Source organism: Bacillus sp. FSL R5-0523, assembly GCF_037975295.1.
Lineage (GTDB): Bacteria > Bacillota > Bacilli > Bacillales > Bacillaceae > Bacillus > Bacillus subtilis.
Genome location: NZ_CP150251.1, coordinates 1,420,079 through 1,433,593, shown reverse-complemented (window position 1 = coordinate 1,433,593; position 13,515 = coordinate 1,420,079). Strand labels below are relative to the sequence as shown.

Here is a 13,515-nt window from a genome sequence, read left to right as displayed (position 1 = left end):
TACAGTGAATATGTATTTCTACTATTATATGAATACCATCTGAAGGACAGCTTGCAAGAAAGCTGCTAATTTCAGTAGACACCCGGGCTTTTCAATTTTGGAGAGCCCGTTTTTGTTTATTTCTCCCTTCTATGCCTCTTCCTTGAATATTTCATGAACAAATTCACAATGTCCCTAAAGTTCCGGGCACCAAAACCGATATTAACCATAGACAAGCTAGTAAAAAAGGATTTGGTGAAAAACTATGGATAAAACTTCGTTAATCGGTATTATTCTTGCTTTTGTGGCATTGAGCGTCGGGATGGTTCTGAAAGGCGTCAGTTTCAGCGCCCTTGCAAACCCCGCTGCCATTTTAATTATTATCGCCGGGACAATCTCAGCAGTCGTTATTGCGTTCCCAACAAAAGAAATTAAAAAAGTGCCTGCGCTGTTTCGAGTGTTATTTAAGGAAAATAAACAGCTCACAATAGAGGAACTTATTCCTATGTTCTCTGAATGGGCTCAGCTTGCACGCCGCGAAGGTCTGCTTGCTTTAGAAGCAAGCATTGAGGATGTAGATGATGCTTTCTTGAAAAACGGGCTCAGCATGGCTGTTGATGGGCAAAGCGCGGAATTTATAAGAGATATTATGACAGAGGAAGTCGAAGCAATGGAGGACAGGCACCAAGCCGGAGCCGCTATTTTTACACAAGCGGGAACGTACGCTCCGACACTTGGAGTACTCGGCGCTGTAATCGGGCTGATTGCCGCTCTCTCTCATATGGACAATACAGATGAGCTTGGACACGCCATCAGTGCTGCCTTTGTTGCCACACTTCTCGGTATCTTTACAGGGTATGTGTTATGGCATCCTTTCGCAAATAAATTAAAACGAAAATCAAAACAAGAAGTAAAACTGCGTGAGGTCATGATTGAAGGTGTTTTATCCGTTTTAGAAGGACAAGCACCGAAAGTCATCGAACAAAAGCTTTTAATGTATCTTCCTGCGAAGGACCGCTTGAAATTTGCAGAACAAGGAGAGGCGCAAAATGGCGAGAAAAAAGAAGAAGAAGCATGAGGACGAGCACGTTGATGAATCATGGCTCGTTCCTTACGCCGACATCCTTACTCTTCTCCTGGCATTGTTTATTGTGCTGTACGCGAGCAGCTCGATTGACGCAGCTAAGTTTCAAATGCTCTCAAAATCATTTAATGAAGTTTTTACAGGCGGCACCGGTGTACTGGACTACTCCAGTGTCACTCCTCCTGAAAACGAGTCAGACGGCATCGATGAAGTGAAAAAGGAAAAAGAAGAGAAAGAGAAAAACAAGAAAGAAAAAGAAAAAGCAGCTGATCAAGAAGAACTTGAAAATGTGAAGAGCCAGGTGGAAAAGTTCATCAAAGATAAAAAGCTGGAACATCAGCTGGAGACGAAGATGACTAGTGAAGGCCTTCTGATTACGATTAAAGACAGCATCTTCTTTGATTCTGGAAAAGCGACCATCCGTAAGGAAGATGTGCCGCTTGCAAAAGAGATTTCAAATCTTCTTGTGATTAACCCGCCAAGAAATATCATTATCAGCGGACATACTGATAATATGCCAATTAAAAATTCTGAATTCCAATCAAACTGGCATTTAAGCGTCATGAGAGCGGTAAACTTTATGGGGCTCCTGATTGAAAACCCCAAGCTCGATGCAAAAGTGTTCAGCGCCAAGGGTTATGGCGAGTATAAACCGGTGGCTTCCAACAAAACTGCGGAAGGCCGAAGCAAAAACCGGCGGGTTGAAGTTCTCATTTTGCCGAGAGGCGCAGCGGAAACAAATGAAAAATAGCAAAAAAGGAAGCCTTGTGACATATCAGGCTTCCTTTTTTTACTTATTATGAAACTGTTTTGCGTTTAATCCTACTCTTTTTAACATTTCGGTGCACATCTCTACCTCTTCTTCGCTTAATACGCTGATCATTTCATCAATTTCAGCAGCGTGATCAGGGAAAATATCGTTCAAAAGACCGATGCCTTTTTCAGTAATTTGCGCAAATGTCACTCGTCTGTCTGTAGGAGACGCTTTCCGAATGAGAAGTTCTTTTTGCTCCAGCTTATCTACAACGTATGTGATGCTCCCGCTAGCCAAGAGAATTTTATCTCCTATCTGCTGCAGCGGCTGATCGCCTTTATGGTACAAAAGCTCTAGCACAGCAAATTCAGTCGGATTCAGCCCATGCTTATGAATATGCTTATTCATATGATCGTTAATAGACCGATACGCGCGCGACAGCACGATAAATAACTTCAGTGATTTTTCTGTCATGTCTCAATCATCCTTTTAGAAACCGTTACAGAGAAACATTAATAAACAAAGACCAAAATGTCAATAAAAATCTTTCCAATATTTCTCTTCTTTTTTAAAATGTAAGCTTGCCAACACCTTTTTCTAATTTTTTTGGTTATTTTTTCTTATTAAAGAAGAAGAAACAATGATATAATACCTCTAATCAGGTGTATGTTGGAGCGATGCAAATTGAAAATACTAAAAGGCGCCTGCGGGAGAGTCAAACTTTATATCATACTGGTCGTGATTCCGGCAATCGTCATCAGCTTTTTCGTATATGAAAAAGAAAAAGATACAATAGCTGCAGAACATAAACAAGAAGCAAGTGTCCTGCTAAACCTTCACCGCAACAAAATCAATTATTTAATCGGAGAAACAATGGCGAGAATGACCTCCTTGTCCATCGCCATCGACAGACCGGTTGATATAAAGAAAATGCAGTCAATTTTGGAAAAGACCTTTGATTCAGAGCCGAGATTTTCCGGTCTCTATTTTCTCAATGCCAAAGGAGACGTCACCGCAAGCACAACCGAATTAAAAACGAAAGTAAACCTGGCCGACAGATCTTTTTTTACAAAAGCAAAGAAAACTAAAAAGACAGTCATTTCAGATAGTTATTCGAGCAGAATTACTGGTCAGCCAATTTTCACAATTTGTGTACCTGTTTTGGACTCAAAACGTAATGTGACAGATTATCTTGTCGCAGCAATTCAAATTGATTATTTGAAAAATCTCATTAATTTACTAAGCCCTGATGTTTATATTGAAGTTGTGAACCAAGACGGGAAAATGATTTTTGCGAGTGGACAAGCCTCTCATGCAGAGGATCAGAAACCTGTCAGCGGATATCTGGATGATATCAGCTGGAATATGAAAGTCTATCCGAACCCGGTCACAATAGAAGAACTGACGAAAAGCCTAGTGCTTCCGCTTTCATGTATTATTGTTCTGCTGAATATCCTTTTTATTCTCGTGCTGTATTATTTGCTGAAGCGGCAGACCCAGCTGGAGCGCTCAGAAAATGAGGCGCAAAAATTAGAGCTGATCGGGACGCTTGCTGCCAGCACAGCCCATGAAATCCGTAATCCTCTTACCGGGATAAGCGGCTTTATTCAGCTGTTGCAAAAGAAATATAAAGGTGAGGAAGATCAGCTTTACTTCTCCATTATCGAACAGGAGATAAAGCGCATCAATCAAATAGTGAGTGAGTTTCTCGTTCTCGGCAAGCCGACAGCTGAAAAATGGGAGCTGAACTCACTTCAGGACATTATCGGAGAAATTATGCCGATCATTTATTCTGAGGGCAATCTATACAATGTTGAAGTCGAATTACAGTATTTAACCGAGCAGCCCTTACTCGTAAAATGTACAAAAGATCATATTAAACAAGTGATTTTAAATGTAGCAAAAAATGGCCTCGAGTCAATGCCTGAAGGAGGCAAACTGACGATCTCCCTGGGAGCTTTAGATAAAAAAGCCATAATCAAAGTTGTGGATAACGGTGAAGGGATTTCTCAGGAAATGCTGGATCACATCTTCCTTCCCTTTGTTACTTCTAAAGAAAAAGGAACCGGTCTCGGCCTTGTTGTTTGTAAACGGATCGTGCTGATGTACGGAGGCTCTATTCATATTGAAAGTGAAGTGCGAAGAGGCACAGAGGTGACAATCACCCTCCCTGTATCCGCTTCATAACCCCCCTGACCATGTCAGGAGGGTTTTTTATCTTCGTGATCGGGTATTGCCATTCGATTTGCTTGCTGGTCTTCCAGAAAAAAGGATTTTGATGAAACGCAACAGCATTTTCAAAAGCAAAAAAAACATAAAAAATACTAAAAAACCCTTTATACCTTCCGTGGCATCTAAAAACTCCATATTCCCTCTCCCCGTCACCTTTTGCTGAATCTCAATCGCAAATACGATGACAATGATGACTGTAACGGTATAGATAAAGGACAAGGCTGTCATACTCCATTTAGAAAGCCATGTAAACACAGCGTGAGTGACGCCGAAAAAGAATATGCCAAAAATGCCGATCACCCAAAAATGCATTTCTTTGTCAGTTAAATAAATGCCAAATATTCCGCATAAGGAAATAAAAGCATCATGAAATTGATTGACCATTTCGGTAATGAGAATCGCCAGTTCCTTCATTAGTTCCCTCTTTCATATGAATTTTTTCCAGAAAAAAAGAGCGCTTCCGAAAAGCTCTCTCTTTATATATGCATCTGATAGGCCGCTATTTATTTGCATCATATGCTGGCATAACATCTCTGCGGGGCCACAAGCCTAATTTCTTTACAAGGCCTTGAATCCCTTGGGAATGTTCGTTTTCGTGCATAAGCTGGTGATATTCATTTATTAAACAATCCAGCTCCTGACTGTGCCTGATCGTGTCATGCCCTGTAAATCCCTGCTTTCTAGCGGCATCTATCATTAACTTTCTTTTTTCATCAATAGACACCAACAATCTTTCTTGTTCAGAAGAACCGCCCATTCACTTCACCCCTCGCCGCTAAGAAATAGGAAACAAGTTTGATTGGGTTATTGTGCATTATTACAGATTATACTTTATTTGTAAACATATTTTCATTAAATAAGTTAATTTTTCAGGTATAATAGATATATTGATAGGATTAGAAGAACAATACCCAGGTGAAGAATATCTTAAACACGCCGCCAGGCAGGAGGTATGCCCAATGAAGAAAAAGAAAGCAATTATGCTCGGAGCGGCAGGCGGAAAAGCAATTTTGAAGAGGAAAAACCGAAAAAAATGTATTCAGCACATCACTACTTTTTTTCAGATGCTTCGCGATTGGCGAAATGGCGACTACCCTCGTTCACAGGTTAAAACACTTTTGCTGTTAACTGCCGCAATCCTGTATATCGTCATGCCGCTCGATATCATTCCAGACGTAATCCTCGGTCTTGGATTCATTGACGATGCAGCTGTTTTAGGTTTGATTTGGACACTGATTAAAAAAGAACTGTCACAGTATGAAAAGTGGCGTTTGCAATAAATATAAAAAGCCCCGTTCGATGAACGGGGCTTTCTCATGCTTATTGATTCACGCTGTCTTTTTCATAAATCGGAACCCAGCCTTCAGTTGTGACAAAAATTCTCACCGCGACAACTTTGCGGTCCTCCTGAAGCGTGAAGTAATGGCGGATATTCTCAGGCACAGAGATTAAATCTCCAGGGTTTAAACGGACATCAAAAAACGTGCCGTCCTTGCCTTGAATGACAAAAATACCGTGTCCGCTTACGATAAAACGAACCTCATCGTCTGTATGGTGATGCTCTCTTTTAAAATTTTCAAGCAGTTCATCAAGTTTTGGGTTGCTGTCTGACAATGAAATAACATCCTGTGCTTTATAGCCGCGGCGGGTTGAGATATCTTTAATTTCAGTTTCAAAGGTATCAAGAATTTGCTGTTTTTCTTCTTCTTTCAGGTCATATTTCTCTGAGAGATGTTCCGGAAGCTTCGTGATATCCCATTGCTCATAAATAACCTCTTGACTGTCCAGAAAGCTTGCCACTTCCTCTTGATTTTCAATCGTTGTATTTGCCTCATCATGAATTCGAATTGTAGCCATTTCAATTCCTCCTTTTATTTAACCAGCTGATGCTGGAGTGTTTTCAATTTCAAATGGTAGCTGAACAAAAATTCATACGCTTCAAGCACTCTTTTTGCCTCAAATGCTGTTCTCCCCCAAGCCGTAATACCATGATTTCGGATCAGAACAGCTCCTGAATCTTCTGAAATCTCTTCCGCAAACAGTGCCGCAAGCGTCGGGATATGTGCCGGATTTTCTATAATCGGAATGGTCACTTCTGCGTTCTCTTCCCACAAGCCGAGTGCTTTTATAATTTCCTGGCCTTTGAATGTGATTTTCTTTTGGTCTCCGTATAACTCTGAAATCACATTATTGTTTACCGTATGGACATGCAGGCAGCATCCGGCATTGGTTTTATTGTACAAATGTGTATGCAAAAGCGTTTCTGCTGACGGTTTCAGAGAATGCCCGCTTTCAGCAGGCTCTCCGTTTTGATCGACCAGCAGAAAATCTTCAACCGTCTCTTTGCGTTTATCTTTTCCGCTTGCAGTGACGAGAAATGTTAAAGGCTCATCTGTAACCTTAATTGACAGATTACCGCTAGTCGCCGGAAACCAATCTCTCTCTGCCAATTCCCGTTTTACTTCAGCGAGCTCTCGCCAGCGTTCTTGTTTTGCAGCCATTCCTGTACCTCCTTTACATTCTCAATTTCCTTTCTGATCTCATAAAAATCTTGATACGGAAGATGATTGAGGTTTTGCTCCCGGCATTCGTTTAATAAATAATCCCTTGCAAAGCATAGGTCAGACAGCTTTGCTGCCTCCACATCTGTAACCGAATCACCGATCATGATGATATATTGGTTCGGTTCAGAAAGTTCATGAATGACCGACGGCTTACAGCACCCGCATTGATTGCTGCATGTGCCCTTGCAGGAATGAGGCCAGTCAATATGGATATAGTCATTGTCAAATGAAGCATGGTTGCAATAAATGCGGTCTTTCTCCACAATGCCTTCAAGCAAAGGATATACAAAAAAGTCCATTCCACCGCTTATGACATAAAACGGAATCTCGTGCTCATTGATAAATGCTACAAATTCCCGAAAGCCTTCCCTGATTTTTGCATCTTCCAATACAAAACTTGTAATCTCTTCTTTTAAACGGCTGGGCAGAAGGCCGAACATCCGCCCAACACCTTCCTTGATCGACAGCGTTTTGGAAAGTACGCCGTCTTTTAATGCCACCCACTCTGGGGGAGCAAATGTTTTCATGATATTTATAATGTTGTCGTTCATCGTGATTGTTCCGTCAAAATCACAAATAATAAAAGGTTTTCGAGTCGTCATACGGCTTCAACCTTTCCCCATTTATCTAGCGCAAGCTTAAGATCCTTGCATTGTTCGGCTTTTTCATCAATCGGCTGGGCCTCTAGGACCGCATCAATAATGGCTCTGAACGCTCGCCCCCCGCCTTGGGCACCGTTCGGATGTCCATGTACGCCTCCTCCGGCGTTAATAATGTGGTCTATGCCGAAATCACGCATTAATAGCGGAACCATGCCGGGATGAATGCCTGCTGACGGAACCGCAAATGTTTGGTTAAAAGCATCCTCTCTCACACATTCTTCATGAATCGCCAGTGCATCTGCTCTTGGAAGCGCAACCGAACCATATGGAGACGGAAAGAGGCTGAAGTCAGCACCGCAATATCGGTTTAATTTTCCGAGTAAAAGAGCGTGAGAAAAACCGTAAAACGGAGAAGACGTAAACGCTCCGCTCACTGCTGGATGCGCCATAATCGGAACTGGGATTTCAGGATCTTCTGCAAGGCCTTGCATAACGTCCAAGCCGTAAGCAAAGACATTAAACAAAAGCGCATCCGCTCCCAGCTCGGCGGCGCGTCTCGCTTTGTCTTTCAGATCAGCCGTACGTCCGGTCAAATTCACCGCATACAGCGTTTTATGTCCGGTTTGTTCATACGTTTCTTTCAATATTTGCTTTCCTTCTGCAATTCTTGTTTCAAAAGGTGCTAGACCTGTCTCAAAGAAAATTTCATCGTCTTTAATCAAGTCAACTCCGCCAAGCGCCTGCTGCCGGAGCTGTTCTTTAATATCACTCAGGTCCCTTCCGATTACGCCTTTAAATATGCTCATTAACAGCGGTCTCTCAAACTCTCCCAGCAGCTTCCGGATGCCGTATACGCCAAACTTCGGTCCCGGCAGTGCACGCTTAAATACTTCAGAGAAGTGAAGATCGATTAATTTGATTTTTCCGTCCAGCGACAGCTTGCCAAACACTGTTGTCAGCAAAGCCGGAATATCCTGAGAGAAATTGATTTCAGGATAGGCAATTGTGATGACCGCTTGTTTTTCTGATGCAGCAGTTCCCTCTCTCTCCTCAACTTTTATCACCCGCCCCTTGTGCTTTTGCATTTGCTCCTGTTTTACAAGGGGCAGATCAGTCCAGGAGCCTACTGTCAATCCTGTTGCGATTTGTTCTGCTTTCTTCTCTGTATCGGCTCCCGGTTCGGTCAGGAGATATGTCGCTAATAACTCACTCATGCCAGAGCTCCTTTCATTTCATCCATATCAAAAAACCTCTTCAAACTGCAATCGCGTCTAAAGAGGTTTCGTTTCTCGTCCGAATCTTATCTCTCAGCCGCTAGCTGCAAGAATTAGCACCGTGCTTTATAAGTCGGTTGCCGGGCTTCATCGGGCTCGTCCCTCTGCCTGCTCTTGATAAGAAAATATAGATTTTATAAATTATTTTGAATTATCCCATCGTTATAAGGTCTTGTCAATGCTTTTTTGGGTAAACAGGTTCAGTTTGCCAATTCGATAAGCGGCTTCCTTAAGTCTTTCTTCACTTGTTAAAAGTCCGACTCTGACGTAGCCCTCGCCATATTCACCGAAGCCGTTTCCAGCCGCAACTGCCACATTCGCTTTTTCCAGCAAAAGATCTGAGAACTGCTCAGAAGTATAGCCTTCAGGCACAGGCAGCCATGCAAAAAAAGAACCTGCGGGAGCTGTTACATCCCAGCCGATTTCCCGGCATGCCGTGATCCAAGCGTTTCTCCTGCTCTCATACCTGGCATTTTGCTCTGCCACACACGTCTGATCGGCTAACAGTGCCTCTGCTGCAGCCTCCTGAGTCGCTCTGAAAAGACTGACAAACATATGGTCTTGATAAAGATTGATCGCTTCAATGACCGAAGCGTTTCCGACGGCAAAGCCAACCCGCCATCCTGCCATATTATACGTTTTTGACAGCGTGTAAATTTCAATTCCGATATCCTTCGCACCTTCAGTCTGCAAAAAGCTTAAAGGCTTGCAGCCGTCAAATCCTACAGCCCCGTAAGCAAAATCGTGAACGACGCAGATTCCGTTTTCAGTCGCAAAACGCACGGTGTCTTCAAAGAACTCGGAAGTAGCAACAGCTCCGGTCGGATTATTCGGATAATTTAAATACATCAATTTCGCCTGTTCCCTTGCTTCAGCGGTTATGCTGCTGTAATCAGGGAGAAACGCCCTGTCCTTTACGAGCGGCATCATTTCCATCTTTGCTTTTGCAAGTGTGACACCCGACCAGTAATCAGGATAACCCGGATCGGGAACCAAAATCGTATCACCGGGATTCAACAAGCATTGCGGGAGCTCGACTAGACCGGCTTTTCCGCCGAATAATACAGCGACTTCGGTTTCCGGATCCAGATCAATGCCGTATTCTCTTTTGTAAAATGCAGCAGCCGCTGACTTCAGACGGTATGAGCCGCGAAAAGACGAATATTTATGATTCTCAGGATCAGCAACAGCTCGTTTCATCTCCTCAACAATATGCTCAGGAGTCGGCTGATCTGGATTTCCCTGTCCCAGATTGATAACGTCATGTCCTTCTGCGAGCTTTTGGTTCACTTTCTGCACCAAAGAAGCGAAGAATTGTTTAGGCAATTCCTTCAATACATGAGACTGTTCAAATTTCATCTATTCTCACCTTCTAAAAAAATCTTGAAATGATAGTCCATCATCATATATGGTTAAATGAAAAAAGTAAAGAAAAATTTGGGGTGTTAAAAAGATGAAATGGACGATATCTTGTCTTCAATTTGATATTTCATACGGAAAACCTTCGGAAAATATAAAAAAGGCTGAATTTTTCATCGAAAAAGAAAGCAAACATGCTGATGTTCTTGTTCTGCCTGAATTATGGACGACCGGATATGATCTGGCCAATCTTGATGAACTCGCTGATGAAGACGGCCGCTCCGCTCAGAGCTGGCTGAAGAAAACGGCAAAAAAACATGGTGTTCATATTGTCGCCGGATCGGTCGCTGTCAGGGAGAATTCTGATGTTTATAATACAATGTACATCGCGGATAAGGAAGGGCAAATCATTAAAGAGTACAGAAAAGCTCATCTTTTTCAGCTGATGGATGAGCATCTGTATTTATCAGCCGGTTCCGAAGACGGATACTTTGAGCTTGACGGCGTCAAAAGCTCAGGATTGATCTGTTACGATATCCGTTTTCCGGAATGGATCAGAAAACATACGACAAAAGGCGCCAACGTGCTGTTTATTTCTGCGGAATGGCCTCTTCCCCGCCTTGATCATTGGAAAAGCCTGCTTATTGCGCGGGCCATTGAAAACCAATGCTTTGTCGCAGCCTGCAATTGTACCGGTTCAAATCCGGATAATGAATTTGCAGGTCATAGTCTGATTATTGATCCATGGGGGCGTGTACTTGCTGAAGGCGGCCGGGAAGAAGGCATAGTCCGAGCGGAAATTGACCTTCAAGAAAGCGCAGAAGTTCGGGAGAGCATTCCTGTTTTCGATGATATCAGAAAAGATTTATATTAAAAAATATATTGACAACTAACTAAATTACCTGTTACCATGTTCATCAACTGATAAATTAGAATTGTCAAACAAGTGAATATATTCTCTTATCGAGAGTTGGGCGAGGGATTTGGCCTTTTGACCCCAACAGCAACCGACCGTAATTCCATTGTGAAATGGGGCGCATCTTTTTCGCGCCGAGACGCTGGTCTCTTAAGGCACGGTGCTAATTCCATTCAGATCTGATCTGAGAGATAAGAGAGGCGGACATAGATGTTAAGCCTCCTTCTCTCTGAGAAGGAGGCTTTTTTACGGCCACATATTAAGTGATTACATAATTGGAGGTTATGATGATGGGAGTCACAAAAACACCTTTATACGAAACGTTAAATGAAAGCTCCGCTGTGGCGTTGGCGGTGAAGCTTGGCCTTTTTCCAAGCAAAAGCACGCTGACATGCCAGGAGATCGGAGACGGCAACTTAAATTACGTTTTTCATATTTATGATCAAGAACATGACAGGGCATTGATCATTAAACAGGCGGTTCCGTATGCAAAAGTGGTGGGAGAAAGCTGGCCGCTGACAATCGACCGTGCAAGAATCGAAAGCAGCGCTCTCATCCGTCAGGGCGAGCATGTTCCTCACCTGGTTCCAAGAGTGTTTTATTCTGATACGGAAATGGCGGTTACCGTCATGGAGGATCTCTCTCACCTCAAGATCGCAAGAAAAGGACTCATTGAGGGTGAAAACTATCCTCATCTGTCGCAGCACATCGGTGAATTTTTAGGAAAAACACTTTTCTACTCATCAGATTACGCGCTTGAACCTAAGGTGAAAAAACAGCTTGTTAAACAGTTTACAAATCCAGAGCTATGCGACATTACGGAAAGACTTGTTTTTACAGATCCTTTCTTCGACCATGACACAAATGATTTTGAAGAAGAGCTTCGTCCTTTTGTCGAAAAGCTTTGGAATAATGACAGCGTTAAAATCGAAGCCGCTAAGCTGAAAAAGTCATTTTTAACGTCTGCAGAAACATTGATTCATGGTGATTTGCATACAGGAAGCATTTTCGCAAGTGAGCACGAAACAAAGGTGATTGATCCTGAGTTTGCTTTTTACGGACCGATCGGCTTTGATGTAGGGCAATTTATCGCCAACTTATTTTTGAACGCACTCAGCCGTGACGGGGCTGACAGAGAGCCGTTATATGAACATGTCAACCAGGTCTGGGAAACGTTTGAAGAGACGTTTAGTGAAGCCTGGCGGAAGGACAGTCTGGATGTTTACGCCAACATCGACGGTTACCTCACTGATACGCTCATCCATATTTTTGAAGAAGCAATCGGATTTGCGGGCTGTGAGCTGATACGACGCACGATCGGCCTTGCCCATGTAGCTGACCTGGATACGATCGTGCCGTTTGATAAACGAATCGGCAGAAAACGCTTGGCGCTCGAAACCGGCACAGCCTTTATCGAAAAACGTTCGGAATTCAAAACGATAACAGATGTTATTGAATTATTTAAGTTACTTGTAAAGGAATGATCTATTCATGACCCATTCATTTGCTGTTCCACGTTCTGTTGAATGGAAAGAAACAGCTATTACCATTCTAAATCAGCAAAAGCTTCCTGATGAGACGGAATATTTGGAGCTGACGACGAAAGAGGATGTATTTGATGCGATTGTCACGCTCAAAGTAAGGGGCGCTCCGGCGATCGGCATTACGGCTGCCTTCGGACTAGCGCTTGCTGCCAAAAACATTGAAACAGATAATGTCACGGAATTCCGCCGCAGACTGGAAGACATCAAACAATATTTAAACAGCTCACGGCCTACCGCCATTAATTTGTCATGGGCGCTTGAGAGACTGAGTCATTCGGTCGAAAACGCGATTTCCGTAAATGAAGCAAAAACAAACCTTGTCCATGAAGCAATTCAGATTCAGGTCGAGGATGAGGAAACGTGCCGGTTGATCGGCCAAAACGCCCTGCAGCTTTTCAAAAAAGGCGACAGGATCATGACAATCTGCAATGCCGGCTCAATCGCGACAAGCCGCTATGGAACGGCGCTAGCTCCGTTTTACTTGGCCAAACAAAAAGATTTGGGATTACACATTTATGCCTGTGAAACAAGGCCTGTTCTGCAAGGTTCACGCCTTACTGCTTGGGAGCTGATGCAGGGGGGCATTGATGTCACTCTGATCACAGACAGCATGGCTGCCCATACGATGAAGGAAAAACAAATTTCCGCTGTTATCGTCGGAGCCGACCGAATTGCAAAGAACGGTGATACGGCAAATAAAATCGGCACATACGGTCTTGCTATTTTAGCAAACGCCTTTGATATTCCGTTTTTTGTCGCCGCACCTTTATCTACATTTGATACAAAGGTCAAATGCGGCGCTGATATCCCGATAGAGGAACGGGATCCCGAGGAAGTCAGGCAGATTTCCGGAGTTCGGACCGCTCCATCCAATGTGCCTGTCTTTAATCCCGCTTTCGACATTACACCTCATAATCTCATTTCAGGAATCATCACAGAAAAAGGGATTATGACCGGAAACTATGAAGAAGAGATTGAACAGCTGTTTAGAGGAGAAAAGGTGCATTAAAAAACCGCTGGACTTTGCTCATTTGGAGCCGAGTCAGCGGTTTTTTTGTTTCTTTTTGTTAACATTGATGATTTCATCTTTTTGAGCGCTTGATAAGATATGCAGTTTCACAAACAGTTCGGCAAAAACGGCAAGTTTCTCAGAGCGGCTCGGCTTCAATTGCTTTGTCCTCCTTTTTCATCAGACCAACTTTTTTAA

16 protein-coding genes and 2 riboswitches are annotated in these 13,515 nt (G+C 43.1%); of the genes, 7 read left to right on the top strand and 9 right to left on the bottom strand.

Features of this window, described 5'->3' with window-relative positions:
- Positions 1 to 244 precede the first annotated feature (244 nt).
- Both motA and motB read left to right on the top strand, forming a co-directional pair.
- Positions 245 to 1,057 (top strand): flagellar motor stator protein MotA, encoded by an 813-nt coding sequence (motA, locus tag NYE53_RS07475; RefSeq protein ID WP_003238984.1) that lies wholly within the window; start codon positions 245 to 247, stop codon positions 1,055 to 1,057.
- On the top strand, positions 1,029 to 1,814 hold the full coding sequence (gene motB, locus NYE53_RS07470) for a flagellar motor protein MotB (RefSeq protein WP_003232473.1): 786 nt from the start codon (positions 1,029 to 1,031) through the stop codon (positions 1,812 to 1,814). Before motA ends, motB begins: the two co-directional genes overlap by 29 nt.
- Before the next feature lie 39 nt (positions 1,815 to 1,853).
- Here motB and mhqR read toward each other — a convergent pair whose 3' ends face one another.
- Positions 1,854 to 2,291, bottom strand: a complete 438-nt coding sequence (gene mhqR / locus NYE53_RS07465) for a MarR family transcriptional regulator MhqR (protein ID WP_003232475.1) — start codon at positions 2,289 to 2,291, stop codon at positions 1,854 to 1,856.
- Between the two features lie 192 nt (positions 2,292 to 2,483).
- On the opposite strand from mhqR, the gene kinD reads away from it, so the two are divergent.
- Entirely contained in the window at positions 2,484 to 4,004 is a 1,521-nt protein-coding gene (kinD, locus tag NYE53_RS07460) for a sporulation kinase KinD (RefSeq protein ID WP_268554728.1), read from the top strand.
- 27 nt (positions 4,005 to 4,031) lie between these two features.
- Here kinD and NYE53_RS07455 read toward each other — a convergent pair whose 3' ends face one another.
- On the bottom strand, positions 4,032 to 4,463 hold the full coding sequence (locus tag NYE53_RS07455) for a hypothetical protein (protein ID WP_003232479.1): 432 nt from the start codon (positions 4,461 to 4,463) through the stop codon (positions 4,032 to 4,034).
- Between the two features lie 85 nt (positions 4,464 to 4,548).
- A complete protein-coding gene (gene spo0E, locus NYE53_RS07450; RefSeq protein WP_003232480.1) occupies positions 4,549 to 4,806 on the bottom strand; it encodes an aspartyl-phosphate phosphatase Spo0E in 258 nt (85 codons plus the stop codon).
- A 202-nt stretch (positions 4,807 to 5,008) separates the two neighbouring features.
- On the opposite strand from spo0E, the gene NYE53_RS07445 reads away from it, so the two are divergent.
- Positions 5,009 to 5,329: a YkvA family protein gene (locus tag NYE53_RS07445; RefSeq protein ID WP_003232481.1), complete on the top strand. Its 321-nt coding sequence runs from the start codon at positions 5,009 to 5,011 to the stop codon at positions 5,327 to 5,329.
- Positions 5,330 to 5,369: 40 nt separating this feature from the next.
- Here the strand turns inward: NYE53_RS07445 and mtnD are convergent, their stop codons facing one another.
- The 5 genes from mtnD to mtnE form a co-directional block, all read right to left on the bottom strand.
- Positions 5,370 to 5,906 (bottom strand): acireductone dioxygenase, encoded by a 537-nt coding sequence (gene mtnD, locus NYE53_RS07440; protein ID WP_339247998.1) that lies wholly within the window; start codon positions 5,904 to 5,906, stop codon positions 5,370 to 5,372.
- A 14-nt stretch (positions 5,907 to 5,920) separates the two neighbouring features.
- Complete coding sequence (locus NYE53_RS07435; RefSeq protein ID WP_015483162.1) at positions 5,921 to 6,550, bottom strand: methylthioribulose 1-phosphate dehydratase; 630 nt, start codon at positions 6,548 to 6,550, stop codon at positions 5,921 to 5,923.
- Positions 6,508 to 7,215 carry a 2-hydroxy-3-keto-5-methylthiopentenyl-1-phosphate phosphatase gene (mtnX, locus tag NYE53_RS07430; protein WP_003232486.1) on the bottom strand — a complete coding sequence of 236 codons (708 nt, stop codon included), beginning with the start codon at positions 7,213 to 7,215 and terminating at the stop codon, positions 6,508 to 6,510. The genes NYE53_RS07435 and mtnX overlap by 43 nt, the downstream gene beginning before the upstream one ends.
- Entirely contained in the window at positions 7,212 to 8,429 is a 1,218-nt protein-coding gene (gene mtnW / locus NYE53_RS07425) for a 2,3-diketo-5-methylthiopentyl-1-phosphate enolase (RefSeq protein ID WP_033880986.1), read from the bottom strand. Before mtnW ends, mtnX begins: the two co-directional genes overlap by 4 nt.
- 83 nt (positions 8,430 to 8,512) lie before the next feature.
- Positions 8,513 to 8,613, bottom strand: a riboswitch (SAM riboswitch).
- 38 nt (positions 8,614 to 8,651) lie between these two features.
- Entirely contained in the window at positions 8,652 to 9,848 is a 1,197-nt protein-coding gene (mtnE, locus tag NYE53_RS07420) for a methionine-glutamine aminotransferase (protein ID WP_339247994.1), read from the bottom strand.
- Positions 9,849 to 9,942: 94 nt separating this feature from the next.
- Here mtnE and NYE53_RS07415 point away from each other — a divergent pair, with 94 nt between their 5' ends.
- The 3 genes from NYE53_RS07415 to mtnA all read left to right on the top strand — a co-directional run bounded on the left by NYE53_RS07415 (position 9,943) and on the right by mtnA (position 13,317).
- Positions 9,943 to 10,722 (top strand): carbon-nitrogen family hydrolase, encoded by a 780-nt coding sequence (locus NYE53_RS07415; RefSeq protein WP_047182533.1) that lies wholly within the window; start codon positions 9,943 to 9,945, stop codon positions 10,720 to 10,722.
- An 83-nt stretch (positions 10,723 to 10,805) separates the two neighbouring features.
- A riboswitch (SAM riboswitch) is annotated at positions 10,806 to 10,962 on the top strand.
- A gap of 92 nt (positions 10,963 to 11,054) precedes the next feature.
- Complete coding sequence (mtnK, locus tag NYE53_RS07410) at positions 11,055 to 12,248, top strand: S-methyl-5-thioribose kinase (RefSeq protein WP_159377202.1); 1,194 nt, start codon at positions 11,055 to 11,057, stop codon at positions 12,246 to 12,248.
- Between the two features lie 7 nt (positions 12,249 to 12,255).
- On the top strand, positions 12,256 to 13,317 hold the full coding sequence (mtnA, locus tag NYE53_RS07405; protein ID WP_339247990.1) for an S-methyl-5-thioribose-1-phosphate isomerase: 1,062 nt from the start codon (positions 12,256 to 12,258) through the stop codon (positions 13,315 to 13,317).
- A gap of 33 nt (positions 13,318 to 13,350) precedes the next feature.
- On the opposite strand, the gene NYE53_RS07400 is transcribed toward mtnA, so the two are convergent.
- Entirely contained in the window at positions 13,351 to 13,476 is a 126-nt protein-coding gene (locus tag NYE53_RS07400) for a hypothetical protein (RefSeq protein ID WP_003232500.1), read from the bottom strand.
- Positions 13,477 to 13,515 lie beyond the last annotated feature (39 nt).

Coding starts and splice junctions, on each gene's coding strand:
- motA (WP_003238984.1), top strand. CDS start 245: ATGGATAAAACTTCGTTAATCGGTATTATTCTTGCTTTTGTGGCATTG.
- motB (WP_003232473.1), top strand. CDS start 1,029: ATGGCGAGAAAAAAGAAGAAGAAGCATGAGGACGAGCACGTTGATGAA.
- mhqR (WP_003232475.1), bottom strand. CDS start 2,291: ATGACAGAAAAATCACTGAAGTTATTTATCGTGCTGTCGCGCGCGTAT.
- kinD (WP_268554728.1), top strand. CDS start 2,484: ATGTTGGAGCGATGCAAATTGAAAATACTAAAAGGCGCCTGCGGGAGA.
- NYE53_RS07455 (WP_003232479.1), bottom strand. CDS start 4,463: ATGAAGGAACTGGCGATTCTCATTACCGAAATGGTCAATCAATTTCAT.
- spo0E (WP_003232480.1), bottom strand. CDS start 4,806: ATGGGCGGTTCTTCTGAACAAGAAAGATTGTTGGTGTCTATTGATGAA.
- NYE53_RS07445 (WP_003232481.1), top strand. CDS start 5,009: ATGAAGAAAAAGAAAGCAATTATGCTCGGAGCGGCAGGCGGAAAAGCA.
- mtnD (WP_339247998.1), bottom strand. CDS start 5,906: ATGGCTACAATTCGAATTCATGATGAGGCAAATACAACGATTGAAAAT.
- NYE53_RS07435 (WP_015483162.1), bottom strand. CDS start 6,550: ATGGCTGCAAAACAAGAACGCTGGCGAGAGCTCGCTGAAGTAAAACGG.
- mtnX (WP_003232486.1), bottom strand. CDS start 7,215: ATGACGACTCGAAAACCTTTTATTATTTGTGATTTTGACGGAACAATC.
- mtnW (WP_033880986.1), bottom strand. CDS start 8,429: ATGAGTGAGTTATTAGCGACATATCTCCTGACCGAACCGGGAGCCGAT.
- mtnE (WP_339247994.1), bottom strand. CDS start 9,848: ATGAAATTTGAACAGTCTCATGTATTGAAGGAATTGCCTAAACAATTC.
- NYE53_RS07415 (WP_047182533.1), top strand. CDS start 9,943: ATGAAATGGACGATATCTTGTCTTCAATTTGATATTTCATACGGAAAA.
- mtnK (WP_159377202.1), top strand. CDS start 11,055: ATGGGAGTCACAAAAACACCTTTATACGAAACGTTAAATGAAAGCTCC.
- mtnA (WP_339247990.1), top strand. CDS start 12,256: ATGACCCATTCATTTGCTGTTCCACGTTCTGTTGAATGGAAAGAAACA.